17 protein-coding genes are annotated in these 20776 nt (G+C 67.0%); 6 read left to right on the top strand and 11 right to left on the bottom strand.

The window, feature by feature from the left end:
- The first annotated feature begins 6 nt into the window (after window positions 1-6).
- Both U6958_RS29305 and ggt read left to right on the top strand, forming a co-directional pair.
- Window positions 7-312 carry a hypothetical protein gene (locus tag U6958_RS29305; protein WP_143044719.1) on the top strand — a complete coding sequence of 102 codons (306 nt, stop codon included), beginning with the start codon at window positions 7-9 and terminating at the stop codon, window positions 310-312.
- Between the two features lie 528 nt (window positions 313-840).
- Window positions 841-2829 (top strand): gamma-glutamyltransferase, encoded by a 1989-nt coding sequence (gene ggt / locus U6958_RS29300; protein ID WP_074924328.1) that lies wholly within the window; start codon window positions 841-843, stop codon window positions 2827-2829.
- A gap of 813 nt (window positions 2830-3642) precedes the next feature.
- On the opposite strand, the gene U6958_RS29295 is transcribed toward ggt, so the two are convergent.
- The gene (locus tag U6958_RS29295) at window positions 3643-4830 is read right to left on the bottom strand and encodes an IS481 family transposase (protein WP_012202818.1); all 1188 of its coding nucleotides are present in this window, start codon (window positions 4828-4830) and stop codon (window positions 3643-3645) included.
- 484 nt (window positions 4831-5314) lie between these two features.
- On the opposite strand from U6958_RS29295, the gene U6958_RS29290 reads away from it, so the two are divergent.
- Window positions 5315-6271 (top strand): tripartite tricarboxylate transporter substrate binding protein, encoded by a 957-nt coding sequence (locus U6958_RS29290; RefSeq protein WP_016448063.1) that lies wholly within the window; start codon window positions 5315-5317, stop codon window positions 6269-6271.
- A 5-nt stretch (window positions 6272-6276) separates the two neighbouring features.
- On the opposite strand, the gene U6958_RS29285 is transcribed toward U6958_RS29290, so the two are convergent.
- Genes U6958_RS29285 through pcaB form a run of 3 tightly spaced genes read right to left on the bottom strand, consistent with a single transcriptional unit; the run spans window position 6277 to window position 10134 of the window.
- Window positions 6277-7710 (bottom strand): lyase family protein, encoded by a 1434-nt coding sequence (locus U6958_RS29285; RefSeq protein WP_074922693.1) that lies wholly within the window; start codon window positions 7708-7710, stop codon window positions 6277-6279.
- Between the two features lie 4 nt (window positions 7711-7714).
- Window positions 7715-8707, bottom strand: a complete 993-nt coding sequence (locus tag U6958_RS29280) for a tripartite tricarboxylate transporter substrate-binding protein (RefSeq protein WP_074922694.1) — start codon at window positions 8705-8707, stop codon at window positions 7715-7717.
- Window positions 8708-8751: 44 nt separating this feature from the next.
- Window positions 8752-10134, bottom strand: a complete 1383-nt coding sequence (pcaB, locus tag U6958_RS29275) for a 3-carboxy-cis,cis-muconate cycloisomerase (RefSeq protein WP_074922696.1) — start codon at window positions 10132-10134, stop codon at window positions 8752-8754.
- 97 nt (window positions 10135-10231) lie between these two features.
- Between pcaB and U6958_RS29270 the strand changes: the two genes are divergently transcribed.
- The gene (locus U6958_RS29270) at window positions 10232-10978 is read left to right on the top strand and encodes a GntR family transcriptional regulator (RefSeq protein WP_013804129.1); all 747 of its coding nucleotides are present in this window, start codon (window positions 10232-10234) and stop codon (window positions 10976-10978) included.
- Here the strand turns inward: U6958_RS29270 and U6958_RS29265 are convergent.
- The 3 genes from U6958_RS29265 to cysK form a co-directional block, all read right to left on the bottom strand.
- On the bottom strand, window positions 10975-12831 hold the full coding sequence (locus tag U6958_RS29265) for an ABC transporter ATP-binding protein (RefSeq protein WP_074922699.1): 1857 nt from the start codon (window positions 12829-12831) through the stop codon (window positions 10975-10977). The two genes, U6958_RS29270 and U6958_RS29265, sit on opposite strands and share 4 nt — an antisense overlap.
- Window positions 12832-12970: 139 nt before the next feature.
- The gene (locus U6958_RS29260) at window positions 12971-13102 is read right to left on the bottom strand and encodes a hypothetical protein (RefSeq protein WP_013804127.1); all 132 of its coding nucleotides are present in this window, start codon (window positions 13100-13102) and stop codon (window positions 12971-12973) included.
- 42 nt (window positions 13103-13144) lie between these two features.
- Window positions 13145-14062 (bottom strand): cysteine synthase A, encoded by a 918-nt coding sequence (gene cysK / locus U6958_RS29255; protein WP_016448056.1) that lies wholly within the window; start codon window positions 14060-14062, stop codon window positions 13145-13147.
- 138 nt (window positions 14063-14200) lie between these two features.
- Between cysK and U6958_RS29250 the strand changes: the two genes are divergently transcribed.
- The gene (locus U6958_RS29250) at window positions 14201-15136 is read left to right on the top strand and encodes a LysR family transcriptional regulator (RefSeq protein ID WP_074922701.1); all 936 of its coding nucleotides are present in this window, start codon (window positions 14201-14203) and stop codon (window positions 15134-15136) included.
- A gap of 20 nt (window positions 15137-15156) precedes the next feature.
- Here the strand turns inward: U6958_RS29250 and U6958_RS29245 are convergent, their stop codons facing one another.
- The 4 genes from U6958_RS29245 to U6958_RS29230 all read right to left on the bottom strand — a co-directional run bounded on the left by U6958_RS29245 (window position 15157) and on the right by U6958_RS29230 (window position 19844).
- Window positions 15157-16527, bottom strand: a complete 1371-nt coding sequence (locus U6958_RS29245; protein WP_074922704.1) for an amidase — start codon at window positions 16525-16527, stop codon at window positions 15157-15159.
- Between the two features lie 50 nt (window positions 16528-16577).
- Window positions 16578-17255, bottom strand: coding sequence for a DUF2848 domain-containing protein (locus U6958_RS29240; RefSeq protein ID WP_016448053.1), 678 nt, complete (start codon window positions 17253-17255; stop codon window positions 16578-16580).
- Between the two features lie 105 nt (window positions 17256-17360).
- Window positions 17361-18686 (bottom strand): MFS transporter, encoded by a 1326-nt coding sequence (locus U6958_RS29235; RefSeq protein WP_074922707.1) that lies wholly within the window; start codon window positions 18684-18686, stop codon window positions 17361-17363.
- Window positions 18687-18944: 258 nt separating this feature from the next.
- Complete coding sequence (locus U6958_RS29230) at window positions 18945-19844, bottom strand: DMT family transporter (protein WP_046241200.1); 900 nt, start codon at window positions 19842-19844, stop codon at window positions 18945-18947.
- 96 nt (window positions 19845-19940) lie between these two features.
- Here U6958_RS29230 and U6958_RS29225 point away from each other — a divergent pair, with 96 nt between their 5' ends.
- Window positions 19941-20735 (top strand): helix-turn-helix domain-containing protein, encoded by a 795-nt coding sequence (locus U6958_RS29225; protein ID WP_016453123.1) that lies wholly within the window; start codon window positions 19941-19943, stop codon window positions 20733-20735.
- The last annotated feature ends 41 nt before the right edge of the window (window positions 20736-20776 follow it).

Raw genomic sequence — 20776 nt, 5'->3', positions numbered from 1 at the left:
TGATCGATGTTTGATTCAGATATTTTTGGCCCCATCGCTATGGGAGTTTTGTATTATTCATGGGTCCACGGATTTCGTGTGGCTTCGGAATATATGGATATCGTCCACAATTCTTCGGGCTGGAAATGCGTGTTGGTCGGTGTGATGGCTGGATTATTGCCGGGAGCCATTGTGCTTTGTATTTTTCTCTTGATTAGTTCAAAAGGAAATTCTGGCTTCCTGAATTTTTTGGTGCTCTCATGTATCTGGTTTTATTTGAGAGCGGCAATGCTCACGGCCACCAAGAAAAGTAGTGCTTCACCAACCAAGTGACTTGCGTAGTGTTTGTGCGGAAGCCCAAGGGGTCCCGGGGGCGGCATTACGAGCTTCTTCGTTTGCTGCGGGCTCGTGTATCTGCGGCTTCAGCCAGAGGCCTGCAGGCGCTACCGCGTGCAGTTCGAGCGGGAGGACCGGGTCTGCGATGCCCGCTTGCTGGCCGTGACCGCTGCCGGTAGTACCTCCGAGGCGGCCGTGCGCTGGTGTCTCTTACAGCCGGTGGCTGTGCACCGAGGGCTTTATGGGCATCGGCATGAACGAGGTCATCGGCTACCGCGAGTTTGCGCGTTGACCCCAAGGGCGTTGTCATGCCTTCGCCCAGGTGAATCGAAAACAGTGCACACGCTTGGTATGAAGTTTGCTTACCTGCTGAGTCGCTCGGTGCTGGACGGACGTCCCGAACCCCGTGGCTGCATCTGCGCGAAGTGGTGGTGGAACGGATGTAAGCTCGCGGCAAGCCTGCGGGCGGGTGCTGCCCCAGGTGAACAAGATCAACGCATTCCACGCACCACAAGGAGACATTTCATGAAGCAACCCCCTTCCAGGCAACGCCTGCCTGCATGGCAGTGGATCGGCCTTGCGGCCGCCACGCCGCTGTTCCTCGCATCGTGCGGAGGCGGCGGCAATGGCGGATCGGGCCAGGACGACCTGGCCGCCTGTGCCATCACCTCGGGCGATGGCAGCGTGGTCGTGGGCTCGGGCCTGCCCGGTGATCCGGCCGCCCCCGAACCCTCGTCGGGCTACCGCCTGGGCAAGAAGGCCCTGCACACCTCCAAGTACATGGTGGTCACGGCCAACCCGCTGGCGTCCAAGGCCGGTTGCGAGGTGCTCAAGTCCGGCGGCTCGGCCGTGGATGCGGCCGTGGCCGTGCAGATGGTGCTGGGCCTGGTGGAGCCGCAGTCCAGCGGCATCGGCGGTGGCGCCTTCATGCTCTACCGCGATGCAGCCACGGGCAAGGTCGTGGCCTATGACGGCCGAGAGACCGCGCCGGCCGCCGCCACGGAAAACTACCTGCGCTACGTGGACGACACCGCCGACCAGACCGCGCCCAAGCCCTCGGCGCGCGCCAGTGGCCGCTCCATCGGCACGCCGGGCGTGCTGCGCATGCTGGAACTCGCGCACAAGGACTACGGCAAGACCGCGTGGCCCCAGCTGTTCAATTCGGGCATCGACCTGGCCAGCAAGGGCTTTCCCATCAGCGGCCGCATGGCTGCGGCGCTGGACGGCTCCAAGGTGGAACTGGCGCGCGACGCCGATGCCGCCAAGCTGTACTTCGATGCCCAGGGCAAGCCGCTGGCGCTGGGCGCCAAGTTCGTCAACCAGCCCTATGCCGACACGCTGCGCAGCATCGCCAATGGCGGCGCCGACGCCTTCTACCGTGGCGACCTGGCCCAGGCCATCGTCAGCAAGGTGGGCGTGACGCAGACCGTCTCGGACGGCGCACCCATCACCCCCGGCAAGACCACGCTGCAGGATCTGGCCAGCTACGAGGCCAAGCGCCGCGAGGCCGTCTGCACCACCTACCGCGCGCGCTACATGGTCTGTAGCATGCCGCCGCCGTCGTCCGGCGGCATCGCCGTGGCACAGGCCATGGGCATTCTGGAAAACTTCGACCTCAAGGCCTATGCGCCCACGGCCATCGATGGCGAGGGCGGCAAGCCTTCGGTGATGGGCGTGCACCTGGTCAGCGAAGCCCTGCGCCTGGCCTATGCCGACCGTGACAAATACGTGGCCGACACCGACTTCGTGCCCCTGCCCGGCGGCTCGCCGGCCCTGATGCTGGACAAGAGCTACCTGCGCCAGCGCGCCGCCCTCATCTCCACGACCAAGAGCATGGGCACGGCCCAGGCAGGCAACTTCGGCACGCCTTCGCAGGGCGTGGTCGACGTCAAGGAGGCCGGCACCACGCACATGAGCATCGTCGATGCCAAGGGCAACGCACTGAGCATGACGACCACGGTGGAGTCCAGCATGGGGTCCTTCCACGTCACGCGCGGCTTCGTGCTCAACAACCAGCTGACCGACTTCGCTGCCATCCCCAGCACCGCCGACGGCCCGGTCGCCAACCGCGTGCAGCCGGGCAAGCGCCCGCGCAGCTCCATGGCGCCCACGCTGGTGTTCGACCTGAAGACCGACGGCACCGCCGGCGACTTCAAGATGGCCACCGGCTCGCCGGGCGGCAGCACCATCATCCAGTACGTGACCAAGACCCTGGTCGGCGCGCTGGACTGGGGTCTGGATGCGCAGCAGGCCACGTCGATGGTGGACTTCGGCGCGGCCAACAGCCCGACCACCAACGTGGGCGGCGAGCACCCCAACATCAACACGGCCAATGGCGGCAACGACGATCCGCTGGTCAGCGGCCTGCGTGCCCTGGGCCATGTGGTGTCCATCAGTGCGCAGTCCAGCGGCATCGGCACCATCTTGCGGGTGCAGCGCAATGGGCAGGCGCAGCTGGAAGGTGGGGCTGATCCACGCCGTGAAGGGCTTGTTCTGGGCGATACCGTTCGCTGATTTCGGTCTGATGATTGACTGAGGAAGGCGCTGCTGGCGGGATGCTGGTGGCGCCTTTTTTGCTGGTTTGCTGGTGGGTCTTTTTTTGACCCTGCCGGGTGGTTGTTTTTCGAGGCCGTGGTTCGGCCCGGCGGCCGACCCGCTTTCTTGTCGCGCGACAAGAAAGCGGGGCAAAGAAGCGCGCCCCAAACTGCCCACGACCCTTCGCTTCGCTGCGGGCGACCTGCGTTGGGCGGGATGCGGGGTGTGCCGCAGAACTCACTCCTTGCGCCTGCGGCGCAATCCGTTCAAACAACTGCGGCAAGCTAGACAACGAAGCAGCCCTGTCCTTCGGCAGGGCTGCCACCCCGCATCCCGCCCAACGCAGGCGTGGGCAGAAGGGGGAGGCTGGGGAACAGCCAACAGCCAACAGCCAACAGCCAACAGCCAACAGCCAACAGCCAACAGCCAACAGCCAACAGCCAACAGCCAACAGCCAACAGCCAACAGCCAACAGCCAACAGCCAACAGCCAACAGCCAACAGCCGGCGCCATCGCTCCGCTCGGCTTCAAACCGGGGCCGAGCGAAGCGAAGGCCCGCACCACCTCCCGTATGTCAGCGCCTGCGGCGTGGTGGTTGCGGGGTTGCAGTCCTGCCGAAGGACAGGACTGCTTCGTGACCTGACTCGCTGCGGTTGTCTGAGCGGCGCGCGAAGCGCAAAGCGAGTTCCGCAGCGAACCCCGCAACCGCCACGACGCAGGTTGCCCCGGAGCGAAGCGCAGGGGTCGCGGGCATTTGGGTGTACGTGTCAAGGACATGGGTAACAACTCAGCTCACAGACATGGGTAACACTTCAAGCTCACATAGTCCTTCTGCGGTCCTCGCACATCCTCTTCGTTGAAGCAGCCCAGTCGCACCGGCCCCAGATACACATCCCACTGGCCAGCGGCCACCTCCTGCATCCCGATCCACTGCCCCGCCAGCAGGTAGCCTATGTAGACCCGCAGCGCTCGCCAGTAGATCAAGCCGTTGTGGCTGACCCGAACCCTTTCCCAATGCTTCGGGTACTGCAGCTCGGGTAGCTTTGAGGGGTATGGCCTGGTCGAGTCGCTGTAATGCTGGGCCGGCATGCTTTGCTGCAAGGCCTCATGCGGGCGCTGCTGGTTGTAGTGCTCCACAAAGGCATCGAGCTGCATCTGCAATGCCGCTTTGTCCGCCGCAGGCTCTTTGCCCAGGGCATGCTTGAGCGTGCGGTGCATCCGCTCGTGGCGACCGTTTTGCTGTGGCTTGCCCCTCTCGATGCGCTCCGGCCTGATGCCCAGCCTTATCCACCATATCGCCAGGCGTGACAGGCCCGCCACGCCAGTAGTCGCGAACGGCGGACCGTTGTCACTGCGTATGCGCTCGGGCAGTCCGTATTGCCGAAACACCTGTTCGAAGCTGCGTTTGGCATCCTCGTAGTTGGGGCTGTCGTAGACATGCACGGCCAGCAAATAACGGCTGGCGTGGTCCATGATGGTCAATGGATAGCACCAGTGACCATCGGCTGTCTTGAACTGGCCTTTGTAGTCTGCACTCCACACCCCATTGGGCTGCTTGCTCGTTCGCAAGGGCTGGGCCGTAGGCACCGAGCGTCTGCGTACACGCCTGCTGCAAACAAGCCCCTCAGCCTTCAGCACGTTGTAGATGGTGGTTTTGCTGGGTGTCTCCTGTGGGCCCCAGCGCTGCAGGAGCAAAGCGTGCAGCTTCTTGGGCCCCATCTGTGACCTTTGCTGCGTGCGCAGCTCAATGATGGCCCGGCGCTGTGCATAGCTGATCGCCTGATTGTTCCCGTGGGGCCTGCGACTGCGTTCTTGCAATCCATCCATGCCCAGTTGGCGGTAACGCTCAACCCACTTGTAGGCCGTCTTGCGGCTGATGCCGTAGCGCCTGCACAGCTCGCTCAGCGGCGCACCACCGCGCAGGTGGTCGGCTATGAAGAGCAGTTTCTCGTCCATGGGTGCGCACTCCTTCCAGGGCATGGTGATCGCTCCTTGGCTGCTGTTGGCTCCAGCTGCCAAGCTTGGATCTGTTACCCATGTCCTTGTACTGATGTGTCACCTATGAGTGTGAGTCGTACCGGGCGCGTTTCTTTGCCTACTTTCTTATCGCGCGATAAGAAAGTAGGTCGGCCGCCGGGCCGAAACCCGGCCTCGAAAAACAACCACCCGGCAGGGACAAAAAAGCATCCCTGAATGGCAGTCACTCTGAGGGCACACGCCCCATGACTGTCGCCTCAAAGACATGCCCCACCCACCCCAATGCGCAAAAAGACACCCCACCACCCCCCGCAAACCAAGCAACCACGCCACCCCCTGCTATAGAGCCATCAGTCCCGCACCCACGCTGCGCGTTTTCCCCACAAGCCCCAACGCTACGGGCTTGCCCGAATCCATGGTTGGCATGCATCCATCTAAATTGAACAGCAGCAAGTTCGATGGTCGTGAGCCTCTGAGGAAGATGGAAATGCAAAGACGAGTGTTTGGCGCATGGATGTGCGCATCGGTCCTGATGACGGGCGCAGCATGGGCGCAGGACAGCTATCCCAGCCGCCCCATCAGCCTGGTCGTGCCCTACGGCGCGGGCGGCGTGACCGATGTGGTGGCGCGTGCGCTGGCCCAGGGCATGGGCAAGCAGCTGGGGCAGACCGTGGTGATCGAGAACAAGCCCGGCGCAGGCGCGTCCATGGGCGTGATGGACATGCGATCGGCCAAGCCGGACGGCTATCGCCTGACGCTGGCGCCCGTGAGCATCTTCCGCCAGCCGCACATCCAGAAGGTGCAGTACGACCCGGTGCGCGATCTCAGCTACATCGCCACCTACATGACCTATGACTTCGTGCTGGCCGTGCCCCAGGACTCGCCGTTCAAGACGGTGCAGGACCTGGTCGAGTTCGCCAAGAAGAATCCGGGTGCCGTGGACTACGGCACGCCGGGCAAGTTCACGGCCAACCACGTGGTGATGGCGCTGCTGGAGCAGGCCACGGGCGCACGCTTCACGCATGCGCCCTTCAAGGGCGATGCCGAGGCGCTGAACTCGCTGATGGCCGGCCACATCAAGTCCGGCGTGTACGCCAACACGGTGCTGCCGTACCTGAGCTCGGGCAAGCTGCGCGCGCTGGCCTCGGCCTCCGAGGTGCGGCCCGAGGCCTTTGCCAACGTGCCCACGTTCCGCGAGGCCGGTTATGCCTTCGATGTGCCCTCGCCCTTGGGCATTGCCGGGCCGCGCGGCCTGCCGCCCGAGATCGTGCGCAAGCTCGAAGCCGCCATCAAGGCCGCCATGGACGACCCGGCCTTCCGCCAGGTCGTCGGCAACTACGGCGTGCGCACGCAGTTCCGCGGCAGCCAGGAGTACACGGCGTTCGCCAGGAAGGCGTTCGAGGACGAGAAGAAGATCGTGCAGAACATAGGCCTGGAGGATTGAGGCCGCTACGCGGGCGGCAGCCCGGCCATGGCACGCAGGTCCACCAGCCGGTCGTACTCGGCCGCCGTGACCAGCCCCAGCGCCACGGCTGCCTCGCGCGGCGCAATGCCGCGCGCCATGGCCTCGCGCGTGATGCGTGCCACGGCGTCATAGCCCAGTACCGGGTTGAGCGCGGTGGCCTGCAGCAGCGAGTGGCTGACCTGCTGCTCCAGCCGCTCCGTATGTGCCTCCAGGCCGGCCACCAGTTTCTCGGCAAACACGCGGATGGCGTCGCCCAGCGCGCGCATGGCGCGCAGCAGGTGGTGGATCAGCACGGGCTTGGCCACGTTGAGCTCGAAGTGCCCGGCCGAGCCCGCCAGCGTGACGGTGAGGTGGTGGCCCATGGCCTGGTAGGCGGCCTGCACCACGACCTCGGCCACGGTCGGGTTGCGCTTGCCCGGCATGATGGAGGAGCTCAGCCCATCGTCGGGAAACACCAGCTCCCCCAGGCCGCAGCGCGGGCCTGAACCCAGCAGGCGGATGTCGTTGGCCATCTTGGCCAGCGAACCGGCCACCACATTGAGTGCGCCCGAGACCTCGATGAGCGCATCGTGCGCGGCCATGCCTTCGAACTTGCAGGGGTTGGGTGTGACCGCCAGGCCCGTGAGCGCCTGTGTCTCCTCGCAGAAGACCCGGTCGAATCCGGCCGGCGCGTTGAGCCCCGTGCCGGCCGCCGTGCCGCCCTGGGCCAGGCTCCACAGACGAGGTTGCGTGTCCCGCAGCCGGTCCATGCCGTGGCCCACCTGGTGGGCGAATGTCTCGAAGCTCTGGCCCAGCGTCATGGGCACGGCGTCCATCAGGTGCGTGCGCGCCACCTTGAGCACGCCGGCAAAGGCCAGGGCGCGTTCCTGCAGGCGCTGCTGCAGCTGTTCCAGGGCGGGCAGCAGGTGGTCGCGCAGCTCCAGCGCCGTGGCCAGGTGCATCACCGTGGGAAAGCTGTCGTTGGACGACTGCGAGGCATTGGCATGGTCGTTGGGGTGGACCGGGCTGCGCGTGCCCGGGGGCTGGCCCAGCATCTGGTTGGCGCGGTTGGCGATGACCTCGTTGGCATTCATGTTGGTCTGCGTGCCCGAGCCCGTCTGCCAGATGGTCAGCGGGAAATGCGCGTCCAGCAGGCCGTCGCGCAGTTCGGCGGCCGCGGCCTCGATGGCCGCGCCGCGCTCGTCGTCCAGCACGCCCAGGCGCCGGTTGGCACGCGCTGCCGCCAGCTTCTGCAGCCCGAATGCGCGGTACAGGCCCTGCGGAAAACGCTCCTCGCCAATGGTGAACAGCTCCAGCGCGCGCTGGGTCTGCGCGCCCCAGAGTCGGTCGGCAGGGATGTGGACGGGGCCGAAGGCATCGTGCTCGATGCGGGTATGAGCTTGGGTCGGTGCCTGGGCCTGGGTGCGTGTCTGGTCCATGGGCTCAGTCCAGCGAGATCTTCGCGTCGGCCGCCACCTTGCGCCAGCGCTCCACCTCGGCGGCCGTGTGGCGGGCCAGGGCTTCGGGGGCGTATTGATCTGCGGGCAGCAGGCGTATGCCCTGGGCGGCCATCCTGTCTGTCCAGGCCTTGTCGGCCAGGGCCTTGGTATAGGCCTGGTAGACCTTTTGCACCACGTCGCGCGGCGTGCCCTTGGGCGCGTAGATGCCGTACCAGGTGGCGGTCTCGAAGCCCGGCAGCAGCTTCTGGCCCAGGGCGGCGGCGCCCGGGAACTGGGGCATGGGCTTGTCCGAGGTGAGGGCGATGGCGCGGATGCGCTCGCCGGCCAGCTGGGGCAGGGCGGTGTTGGTCTGGTCGAACATGGCATCGACCTGGCCCGAGATCACATCGGTCATGGCCGGTGCCGCGCCCTTGTAGGCCACCTGGGTGATCTCCATCTGCGCGCGGCTGGCGAACAGCGCCGCCACCAGGTGCGAGGTCGATCCCACGCCCGCGTTGCCGAAGTTCAGCCGGCCCGGGTTCTGCTTGCCGAAGGCCACCAGCTCCTCGGCTGTCTTGTACGGGGAGTTCTTGCCCACCAGAAGCACCAGCGGCGTGTCGGGGAAGCGGAGCACCGCCTCGAAGTCCTTGACCGGGTCATAGGCCAGCTTCTTGTACAGCGACGGCGCCGCGCCCATGTAGCCCATGTGGCCGACCAGGAAGCTGTAGCCGTCGGGCGCCGAGCGCGCCGCCTTGGCCGCGCCGATGGTGCCGCCCGCACCCGGAACGTTCTCGATGATGATCTGCTGGCCCAGCTGGGTGCTGGTGCGCTGGGCGATGTCGCGCGCCATGGCGTCCGTGGGGCCGCCGGCCGCGAAGGGCACGATCCAGGTCAGCGGCTTGGCGGGGTAGCCGCCCTGGGCGTGCGCGGCCAGGGCGAAGGTGGTGGCGGCCAGGGCAAGGGCCAGGCGTGGCAGGCGGGGAAGATGGAAAGGCATGGTGTTGTCTCCTGTAGTGCTGTGTTCTGTCCTGGGCCGGGATGTCAGCGGCCGCTGGCTGTATGGGCGCGCGACAGCGCAAGGGCGCGGTCCACCATCTGCGGGGCCTCGCCCAGGTAGTTGCGCGGGTCGGTGAGGCGCTGCAGCGCCGCGCGGTCGAAATGGGCCGTGACTTCGGGCAGGCGGGCCAGCGCATCGGCCAGCGTGCCGCCCTCGGCGTTGACGCTGCGGCAGGCGGCATAGACGATGTCGTGCGCCTGCTGGCGGCCCGTGTGCGGGGCCAGGCCCATCATCACGGCCTCGGCCACGATCAGACCGTCGGTCATGTCCAGGTTGCGGGCCATGCGTTCGGGATCGACGATGAGGCCGCCCAGCATGAAGCGCGCCTGGTGCAGGGCGCCGGCCGAGAGCACGAAGCTCTCGGGCAGGGCCACCCATTCGGCGTGCCAGGGGCCGGTGGCGCGCTCCAGGTCCTGGACCATGGCGTCCAGCATCAGGCCCGCATGCTGGCGCACGGCCTTGGAGGCGGCCAGCATCAGCTCGCTGGAGATGGCGTTGCGCTTTTGCGGCATGGTGCTGCTGGCGCCGCGCCCGGTGACGAAGGGCTCGAACACCTCGCCGAACTCGGTGGAGGACAGCAGCATCACGTCGTAGGCGATCTTGCCCAGCGAGCCGGTGACCAGTGCCAGGAAATTCACGGCCTCGGCCAGGCCGTCGCGCGCCACATGCCAGGTGGTGGCGGGCACGCCCAGGCCCAGTTCTTCCATGAGCAATTGCTGCACTTCCAGGCCCCGGCCGCTCAGCGAGGCCAGCGTGCCTGCCGCCCCCGCGAACTGGCCCACCAGCACGCGCGGGCGCAGTTCCTTCAGGCGCTGGGCATGGCGGTCGAACATGGCCAGCCAGATGGCGGCCTTGTAGCCGAAGGTGATGGGCAGGGCGTGCTGCAGGTGCGTGCGGCCGGCCATGGGCGTGTCGCGGTGGCGTTCTGCCAGGTCGGCCAGGATGGTGCGCAGCGCGGCGATGTCGGCATCGACCAGGTCCAGCGCATCGCGCACCTGCAGCACGGTGGCCGTGTCCATGATGTCCTGGGTGGTGGCGCCCCAGTGGATGTAGCGGCCTGCGTCGCCGCACTGTTTCACCAGCTGGTGCACCAGCGGCAGGATGGGGTAGCCGACAATGTCGGTTTCCTTGCGCAGCAGCTCGAAGTCCAGCGCTTCGAGGCTGCAGCGCTGCGCGATCTCGTGTGCGGCCTCGGCCGGAATCACGCCGCAGCGGCCCTGGGCGCGTGCCAGCGCGACCTCGACCTCGATGTAGCGCGACACCAGCGCGCTGTCGGCGAAGATGGCGCGCATGGCGGGGGTGCCGAAGGCGTCGCGGAACAGCAGCGAATCGATGGCGGTGCTGGCGGTGAAGGACGAAAGGGTCATGGTGCGTAATTGCGATTAAGTTCGGACATATCGATATTTTTATTTATGTACGTACATTACGAACATCCGGGTTTGCCTGGGGGGAAGGCCTGCGCCCATGGCTGAGACACGCTATGCCCAGGTGGCGCGCGACCTGTCCGAGCGCATTGCCTCGGGCGAATACGCCGTGGGCGCCCTGCTGCCTACCGAGCTGGAGCTGTGCGACCGCTATGGCGTGAGCCGCCACACCGTGCGCGCGGCGATTGCCGAGCTGCAGCAGTCGGGGCTGGTCTCGCGGCGCAAGAAGGTCGGCACGCGCGTGGAGGCGGCGCAGCCCCATGCGCACTACCGCCAGGCGCTGACCTCGCTGGAGGACTTGGTGCAGTTCGGCGCCACCCATGTGCGCGAAGTGCGGCGCATCGAGGAGGTGGTGCTGGACCAGGACCTGGCCGCCGAACTGGACTGCCCGGCCGGCAGCCGCTGGCTGGCCATCTGCAGCCTGCGCCGCGACGGCGCCGCGCCGCACCTGCCCATTGCCTGGACCGTGGTCTATGTGGATGCGCAGCGCTTTGACACGCAGGAGCTGGCCGAGCGCGTGCGCGCCGCGCCCGAGTTGCTGGTCAGCAGCCTGCTGGAGCAGCAGTACGGCCTGCGCATCGCGCGGGTGCGGCAGGCCGTGGTGGGAGCGCTCATTCCGGATGCGCTGTCGGAAGAATTGCAGGCCCCGGCCGGGTCAGCGGCGCTGAAGATCGTGCGCCGCTACCTGGATACCGATGGGGAGTTGATGGACCTCAGTGTGACCTTGCACCCGGCCAGCCGCTACACATTGCATACGCAGCTGGACCGGGATCTGGCGAGCGTCTAGCCGTTGGCGTTGGCAGCTTCCGAGCCCTGCTCTGCGAGGAAGCCGCCGCTCTGGTGCGACCACAGCTTGGCGTAGATGCCGCCCAGCTCCAGCAGTTGCTGGTGCGTGCCCTGCTCGACGATCTGGCCCTGGTCCATGACGATGAGCCGGTCCATGGCCGCGATGGTCGACAGGCGGTGGGCGATGGCGATCACGGTCTTGCCGTGCATGAGGCTGTCCAGGCTTTGCTGGATGGCGGCCTCGACCTCGCTGTCCAGCGCGCTGGTGGCCTCGTCCAGCAGCAGGATGGGCGCGTCCTTGAGCATCACGCGCGCAATCGCCACGCGCTGGCGCTGGCCACCCGACAGCTTGACGCCGCGCTCGCCCACCTGGGCGTCGTAGCCGCTGCGGCCCTTGAGGTCGGTCAGCGTGGCGATGAAGTCCGAGGCCTCGGCCTTGTCCGCGGCGGCCAGCATCTCCTGCTCGGTCGCATCGGGGCGGCCGTAGAGGATGTTGTCGCGCATGGAGCGGTGCAGCAGCGAGGTGTCCTGCGTCACCATGCCCACGGCGCCGCGCAGGCTGTCCTGCGTGACGGTGCGGATGTCCTGCCCGTCGATGGTGATGCGCCCGCCCTGGGGTTCATGGAAGCGCAGCAGCAGGTTCACCAGCGTGGACTTGCCCGCGCCCGAGCGGCCGATCAGGCCGATGCGCTCGCCCGCGCGAATGTGCAGGTTCAGGTGGTCGATCACCTGCTTGCCGCCGTCCTTGTAGGCAAAGCTCAGGTCCTCGAAGGCGATGGCGCCGTGCGTGACCTGCAGCGGCCTGGCGTCGGGCGCGTCCACGATGGTGCGCGGCTTGGTCAGCGTGAGGATGCCGTCCTGGATGGTGCCCACGTTCTCGAACAGGCCCGTCATCTGCCACATCACCCAGTGCGAATAGCCCATCAGCCGCAGCGCCATGGCAATCACCGCTGCCACCACGCCCGCGCTGGCCTGGCCGGCAGACCACAGGTACAGCGCCGTGCCCGTGGAGCCCACCAGCAGCAGGGTGATCATCAGGTGGTTGGTGATCTCGAACAGGCTGACCAGCCGCATCTGCGCATAGCCGGTGGACTTGAAGGCGTCCATGGCGTTGCGCGCGTACTCTGCCTCGCGGCGCGTGTGGGCGAACAGCTTGACGGTGGCGATGTTGGTATAGGCATCGGTCACGCGGCCCGTCATCATGGAGCGCGCGTCGGCCTGCTCCTTGCCGATCTTGCCCAGGCGCGGAACAAAGTAGAAGCAGGCGCCGATATAGGCCAGCAGCCACAGCGCGAACGGAATCATCAGCCGCCACTCGAAGCTGGCCGCCAGCACCAGGATGCCGATCATGTAGACGCTCACGCCCACCAGCACATCGACCACCATGAACACCACTTCGCGCACCGACAGCGCCGTCTGCATGATCTTGGTGGTGATGCGGCCCGCGAACTCGTCCGCATAGAACGACATGCTCTGGCCCAGCATCAGCCGGTGGAACACCCAGCGCAGGCGCATGGGGAAATTGATGGCCAGCACCTGGTGCATCACTGCCGTGTGAAAGGCCAGCAGCAGCACGCTGGACAAGAGGATGGCGGCAATGCCCCAGACCGTGCCGCGCTGCTGCTCCCAGAAGCCTGCCGGCGACACGGTGGAAAGCCAGTCCACCACATGGCCCATCAGGGCGAACAGCGCCGCCTCGTAGATGGCCAGCAGCGCCGAGGTGCAGGTCAGCAGCGCGATCCAGCCGCGCATGCCTTGCGTGCAGGCCCAGATGAAGGCGAAAAAGCCCTTGGGCGGGACCGTGGGCTCGACGCTGGGATAGGGCGGAACGCGTTTTTCAAAGAAACCGAACAAGATTTTTTTACTCCTTGGTCAGACCATCGTAGGCCAGAGTCGGGTTTGCCCGATGCGCGTTCAGCATGACCTTTGGGCGCAACATGTTTTGTAAGAGATCTCCACACAACTGTCATACGCGTGGGTTCGCGCCCGGATTTCAGTGCAGGGGAAACACGGCGCCGTGGGGAAGATTGTCCGCGTCCGGGGCCGCTTCGTTGTGCGCGAATGGGGAATGCAGCATGCCGCTGGCGGCAACAAAAAAGGCCTCTTGCGAGGCCTTGTGTTTCATGCCGCAGTGCAGTGCACTGCAGCGGGCGGGGCTTGCCGCCGGTCAGGCAGGCAGGAAGCCTTCCACCGACAGGTAGCGCTCGCCCGTGTCGTAGTTGAAGCCCAGCACCTTGGCGCCTGCGGGCAGCTCGGGCAGCTTCTGCGCGATGGCGGCCAGGGTGGCGCCCGAGGAGATGCCGACCAGGATGCCTTCCTCGCGGGCCGAACGGCGTGCGTACTCGCGCGCGGGTTCGGCCTCGACCTGGATCACGCCGTCCAGCAGGCTGGTGTCCAGGTTCTTGGGCACGAAGCCTGCGCCAATGCCCTGGATGGGGTGGGGCGAGGGCTGGCCGCCCGAGATCACGGGCGAGGCGGCAGGCTCCACGGCGAAGACCTTGAGCTGGGGGAATTGGGCCTTGAGCACCCGCGCCACGCCGGTCAGGTGGCCGCCCGTGCCCACGCCGGTGATCAGCACATCCAGGCCTTCGGGGAAGTCGGCCAGGATTTCCTGGGCGGTGGTGCGCACATGCACATCGATGTTGGCGGGGTTCTCGAACTGCTGCGGAATCCAGGCGCCGGGCGTCTGGCTGGCCAGCTCCTGGGCGCGGGCGATGGCGCCCTTCATGCCCTTTTCCTTGGGCGTGAGGTCGAAGCTGGCGCCGTAGGCCAGCATCAGGCGGCGGCGCTCGATGCTCATGCTCTCGGGCATGACCAGCACCAGCTTGTAGCCCTTGACGGCGGCCACCAGGGCCAGGCCCACGCCGGTGTTGCCGCTGGTGGGCTCGATGATGGTGCCGCCGGGCTTCAGGGCGCCGGATTTTTCGGCGTCCTCGACCATGGCCAGGGCGATGCGGTCCTTGATGGAGCCGCCGGGGTTGCCGCGCTCGGACTTGATCCACACATTGGCACCGGCGCCGAACAGGCGGTTGATGCGCACGTGGGGCGTGTTGCCAATCGTTTGCAGGATGTTGTCAGCTCTCATCGGACCTCCGCGATTTTGGGGTGGTGGTTGGACAGTCGGGGTGTTGCGCAGCCAGCGTGCGCGGTCACGGAGCATTGTGCACGCAGGCGTTCCATGCATGGGCTATATCGATATGGCCTGGACGGCTAACATCGCCGCATGAATCTACGGTTCCTGGAAACCTTTGTGCTGCTGGCCGAACTGCGCAATTTCCGCATGACGGCCGAGCGGCTGTACACCACGCAGGCCGCCGTCTCCAGCCGCATCGCCACGCTGGAGCAGGAGTTCGGCGTGCGCCTGTTCGACCGTGGCGTGCGCGAGGTCACGCTCACAGCCGACGGCGCCAAGGCCCTGGTCCATGCCGAGCGCATGCTGCGCCTCATGCGCGAGATGCGCGAGGACATGCTGGACAAGCAGGCCTATGCGGGCGTGATCCGCATCGGCGCCATCGAGTCCATCGTGCACAGCTGGTTTCCCCATTTCCTGGCGCTGCTGCAGCAGCGCTATCCGCGCCTGCAGGTGGAGATTGCCTGCGACACCACGCTGCACATGTCCGAGCAATTGGTGAAGGGCCAGGTGGACCTGTCGCTGCAGGCCAAGCCCGTGACGGCGGCCGGCGTGGGCCATCTGTCGCTGGGTGAATTTCCCATGGCGTGGGTGGGCAGCCCCAAGCTGGGCATCGGCGACGAGACCCTGAGCCTGGCCGAGCTGGGGGCCTTTCCCATCATGTGCTTTGCGCGCGGCTCCGAGCCCTATGCGGTGATCGAGCAGCTGTTCTCCACCGAAAGCAGTGCCTCGGTGCACCTGAACTGCATTGCCTCGGTGGCCACCATGATCCGCGTGGTCTGCGACGGCCTGGGCGTGGCCGCCGTGCCGCCGGCCATCATCCAGCGCGAGCTGGCCGAGCAGCGCCTGCGCCTGCTGCGCGTGGACCGTGAGTTCCCCTCGCTGCCGCTGGTGGCCTGCTACCGCAATGACCACCAGAACCCGCTGACCGAAGTGGTGGCGCGCGCGGCCGAGGAGACCGCCGCCGCCTTTGCGCTGAACCACGGCCAGGCCGTGGCGCGGCTGCCGGGCAGCGGCCTGGGCGGCTAGGCCCGAGGCCGTCTGGTCGATCAGCCCTGCGCCGAAGCCAGCAGCTGCTCCACGGCCAGGGCCACGGACAGCAGTCGCCGGTCCTGCCCGCCGAGGCCGGCCAGGCTCAGGCCCACGGGCGCCTCGCCTGCGCGGTGGCAGGGCAGGGAGATGGCGCAGCCGTCGAGGAAGTTGATCAGCGTGGGGTTGCGCAGGATCAGGCCGTTGGCGCCGAAGTAGGCCTCGTCGCTCTGCGTGAGGTCGGCGATCTTCGGGGCGACCACGGGCACGGTGGGCATGACGATCAGGTCATGGTCGGCCATCTGCGTGCTCACGGCGGCAATCCACTGCCTGCGGCGTGCCAGCAGGTCGATGTAGTCGGCCGCGCTGATGTCCTTGCCGCGCAGGATGCGCGTGCCCACGCGCGGGTCGTACTCGGACAGGCGCGTGGCGATGTGCTGGCGGTGCCAGGCCCAGGCCTCGGCGGCCGTGAAGCCGCCCTTGGAATTGATGTCGGCCAGCTCGCCGAAGGGCGCGACCACGGCATGGGTGATGTGGGCGCCCGCCTGCGACAGCCGGGCCAGCGTGCGCTCCCAGGCCGCGGCCACGGTGGCGTCCATGCCGTCCAGCACCACGTTGGTGGGTGCCAGCAGGCGCAGGCCCTGCAGCGGCGCGGCATGCAGTTCGCCCAGCGGCTCGCCGGAGAGGATGGCGTCCAGCGTGGCGCAGCAGCGCACGCTGGGGGCCAGCGGGCCGATGGAGTCCAGGTTGGCCGACAGCGGCAGCACGCCTTCCATGCTCACGCGGCGCGCCGTGGGCTTGAAGCCCGTGAGCCCGCACAGCGCCGAAGGAATGCGCACCGAGCCGCCCGTGTCCGAGCCGATGGCCGCCATGGCCATGCCGTCGGTGACCGAGATGGCCGCGCCCGAGGACGAGCCACCCGGGATGCGGCCGCCGTCCTCGTCACGCTGCCAGGGATTGCGCGGCGTGCCGTAGTGCGGGTTGATGCCCAGGCCCGAGTAGGCGAACTCGGTCATGTTGGTCGTGCCCACGATGACGGCGCCGGCCTGGCGCAGGCGCTGCACCACTTCGGCCGTGCGCTGCGCGGGCGGTGCGTCGGCCAGCAGGCGCGAGCCGCCCAGCGTGGGAAAGCCGGCGATGTCGAACAGGTCCTTGACCGAGACCGGCAGGCCCTCGATGGGCGAGCGCGCCAGGCCGGCCGCACGCAGCACGTCGCTGGCGCGGGCCTCGGCCAGGGCCGCGCCCTGGAACACGCGCGTGAACACCTTGGGGCCTTCCCCCGACATGGTGCGGGCCAGGGCCTGCTCGGTCAGCTGCACCGAGGTGGTTTCGCCGCCATGCAGGCGCTGTGATGCCAGTTCCAGGCTGGGCAGGGGGAGGGCTTGGGTCATGTGGGAAGTCCTGTGGGTGAAGGCGGGCGTGGGCGGATCGGAGTCGCGGCTCAGGCCACGACGTCCAGCAGTTCGCTGCGGTAGCTGTGGCGGATGGAACGCTGGCTGCGGGGATCGTACAGCTCCATGGAGAACTGCGTCGAGGGGCGGATGCCGCCGATGGCGCCCACCGTGCCGCAGGTCATGCCGCAGCCTGCGGGCAGCAGATCCTTGCCGCCCGTGAAGCCTGCGATCAGGTCCTGGGGCGTGCGCAGGCTGGCCAGCGTGCCTTCCTGGTAGAGCACCTCGCGGCCGTCTTCCACGATCCACGAGCGCACGACCAGCTCATCCCAGTGGCCGGCCACGTCGGCAAAGCGCCAGGCCTGGGTGGCCACGGGCTTGACGCAGGCCTGCTTGGAAAAGGCCACGCTGTAGGCTTCCAGCTTGCGGTCCGTGTGGTCGGAGGCCAGGCTCACGAACATCTCGCCTTCGTGCGTGAACACGAAGACCTCGACCTCGCCCGAGGAGTCCGGGCCCAGCACCTGCAGCGCGCTGTGCTGGCTCAGCTGGTTGCTGGAGATGCGGTAGTACAGCGGCACGGCGCTGGGGCGCGGGATGCCGATGGCGGCCAGCTCCTCGATGTGGTGCTCGATGGCATCGCGGTCGCGGCCGGCCCAGCCGGCGACGATGAGGGTGTCGAATTCAGGGGCGAAGGTCTGGCCTTCGGGGGTGGTGAACTGCAGTTGCATGGCAGGCGATCCAGGGGGAATTCGGGGCCGCGGGCCCCGGTGAGAAAACGCGGAAGTCAGGCTGTGGCGTGCGGAGGGCGTGGAGCGGCACCGCACGCGCAGGCCTCACTGCTTCCTGACGAAGAGCACGACCAGGAAGGCCGCCAGGAATTCGAGGGCTGCCACGAAGTACAGGCCCGAGGACAGCGATCCCGTGCTGGTCTTGAGCGCGCCGATCATGTAGGGCGCCACGAAGCCGGCCAGGTTGCCGATGGAGTTGATCAGTGCAATGCCGCCGGCCGCCGCCGTGCCGGCCAGGAAGGCGGCAGGAATCGACCAGAACACGGGAAAGGCCGCGAGGATGCCGATGGAGGCCAGCGTCAGCGCGCACAGGGCGAGCACGGCGTTGTGCAGGAACAGGCCCGTGAGGATCAGGCCCGCCGCCGCGATCAGCGCGGACAGGGCGCAGTGCATGCGGCGCTCGCCGGTCTTGTCCGAATGCATGCCGTTCCAGACCATGGCCAGCGTGCCGGCCAGGAAGGGAATGGCCGAGATCAGGCCGATCTGCAGCGTGTTCTGGATGCCGATCTCCTTGATGATGGACGGCGACCAGAACGCGATGGTGGCGTTGCCGCTGACGATGCAGAAATACACGGCGGCGCACAGCCACACGCGGTAGTTGCGGCAGGCATCCAGGAAGGACACATGCTTGTGGCCGCCCTGGTTCTCGGCCTCCACGTCGGCGGTCACGGCGCGCTGCTCGGCCGCGCTCAGCCACCTGGCGTTGGCGGGCTTTTCGGGCAGGTACAGCAGCACGAAGAAGCCGGCGATCACCGAGGGAATGCCTTCCAGGATGAACAGCCACTGCCAGTTGGACAGATGGCCCACGCCCTGCATGCCATTCATGATGGCGCCCGCAATCGGGCCGCCCACGGCGCCCGCAATGGCGAACGAGGTCATGAACAGGCCGTTGACGCGCGCCCGGTGGCGGGCCGGGAACCAGTAGGTCAGGTACAGCACCACGCCGGGGAAGAAGCCGGCCTCCACCACGCCCAGCACGAAGCGCAGCACGTAGAACATGGTGGGCGTGGTCACGTAGGCCATGGCCATGGAGGCCGCGCCCCACAGGATGGTGATGCGCGCCAGCGTCTTGCGTGCGCCGATCTTCTCCAGCAGCAGGTTGCTGGGCACCTCGAACAGGAAGTAGCCGATGAAGAAGATGCCTGCGCCCAGGCCGTAGATGGCCTCGCTGAACTGCAGGTCGTCCAGCATCTGCAGCTTGGCGAAACCGACGTTGACGCGGTCTATCCAGGCCAGGATGAAGAGCAGGACCAGAAAAGGGATCAGGCGCCAGGCGATCTTGCGGTAGGTGGCGTCCATGTCGAGGGACGCGGCCTCGCCGGCGCCTGTGCTCTGTGCGAGGGGATGTGCGGCGGATGCCGGGCTGCTCATGGGGTGTCTCCTGTCTTCGAAAGTGCAGCGGGCACACGGGCCAGGCCGCTGGGACCGGGCCCGTGTGTCGTGGGAACCTCAGGCGTCTGGCGCTTGCAGCGGTTCCTTTGGCGGCAGTATCGAAAGGCAGGACAGGGCTGTCCAACAAGAAATTATGAGCAGGCCTGAATGCAAATTCTTATGGGCAGCAATGGTGCGGGCGCCGCACCGGCATGCGGCATGCGTGCACCATTTGCGCTCGGGAAAACCCTGATTTTTTCAGGCGGTGGCGGCGGCACGCGGCGCACGCAAGGGCTGCTTCCACAGCTCGGCCAGCAGCAGGCCGCCGATGGTCAGCACGCCGCCCACGGCGTGGTAGGCCGCCAGGGGCTCGCCCAATGCCATGAAGGCGATCACGGCCGTGAAGATGGGTACCAGGTTGAAGAACATGCTGGAGCGGCCCGGCCCGATGCGCGCCACCGACATCATCCACAGCAGCGGCGCGGCGATGGAGGCCATGATGCCCGCAAAGCCCACCAGCGGCAGGTTGGCCGCGTTCAGCCCCGTGCGCGGCGCCATCAGGAACAGCGGCAGCTGCGCGATCACGGCCACCAGGATCTGCAGGTACAGCAGTTGCACCGTGGCCAGGCGCGGCATGGGCCAGCGCTTGAGCAGGATGTTGTAGACGGCATAGGCCAGCATGGCCACGAACATCAGCGCGTCACCGCCATTGAGGCCCTGGGTGAGCAAGGTGGCAGGCTGCCCCGAAGACACCACCAGGGCCACGCCCGCAATCGCCAGCACGCAGCCCAGCACGGCGCCCCGGCTCAGCGCCTGGCCCAGCATGGCGGTGGACAGGCCCAGCACCATCATGGGCGTGAGCGAGCCGATCAGGCCCATGTGCGTGGCCGATGTCATATGGGCCGCGTAATAGGCCAGGCTCTGGTAGATCACCATGCCCAGCATTCCCAGCACGATGAGGCGCGGAAGCAGTGGCCGGATGTCGGCGCGCTGGCGCCAGATGGACGGCAGCAGGAAAGGCGTGAACAGCACGGCCGCCACCAGCCAGCGGTAGAAACCGATCTCGGCCGCGCCGATGCTGTCGGCCGCCATCTTGCTGACCACGGTATTGACCGACCAGATGAGCACGGCGATCAAAGGGAAAAGGTAAGACCCCATTGGAAGACTCCTAAGACTGGTCCTATGATCGTTCTGTCCGACTTGGAGTGCATCCCTGGTTTCGGACAATCGATAGCGCAACCCGGACCATCCGCCATGCCCCGTCCCAGCAAGCCCATGCGCATCCAGAACGTCGAGGATGTGCCGGGCGAGTACTACTTCCGCTACGACGAATTCGGCGCCGACACCGAGGTGCCGCCGCACAGCCACAGCTGGGGTCACCTGAACTACACGCCCCACGGCAGCATGTGCATGGACACGGCAGGCCAGCGCTGGGTCTCGCCGCCGCAGTACGGCGTCTGGGTGCCGCCCGGCGTGGTGCACAGCTGCCATGTGGCGCACGCCGTGGTCTACCGCTCGGTCTACCTGGCGCCTGCGCTGTGCAGGGAGCTGCCGGCGCAGCCATGCTCCATGCGCATCGGCGCCATCGTCAAGGCCATCCTGGCCGACTTTGCCGTGCGCGACGTGCACATTCCCGCCACCGACGCCGACCTGCGCCTGGCCCGTGTGCTCTACGACCAGTTGCGGGCCGTCCCCGTGGAGCCCGGCTATCTGCCGGCCGCCGAACACCCGGCCCTGGTCGAAGTGCTGACCCGCATGCGCGCTGCGCCCGAGGACCACCGCAGCCTGGCCCAATGGGCCGCCAGCGTGCACATGACCGAACGCACCCTGGCGCGCCACTGCCAGCGCGAGCTGGGCATGGGCCTGGGCGAATGGCGCCAGCGCATGCGCTACCTGCTGGCCATCGATGCGCTGGAGGCCGGCCTGAGCGTGCAGCAGATCGCCTATGACCTGGGCTACAGCACGCCCTCGGCCTTCATCGCCATGTTCCAGCGCGAGGCCGGGACCTCACCCGAACAATTCCGCCGCGAGTTCTGCATGCCTCCGTGAGGCTGTTGCGCCATCTGTCTGCAGCCCGGCCCAAGCCGCGA

It is taken from the genome of Delftia lacustris, from assembly GCF_040267515.1.
GTDB classification, from domain to species: Bacteria; Pseudomonadota; Gammaproteobacteria; order Burkholderiales; family Burkholderiaceae_C; genus Comamonas; species Comamonas tsuruhatensis.
This window is presented reverse-complemented; position numbering and strand designations above follow the sequence as displayed.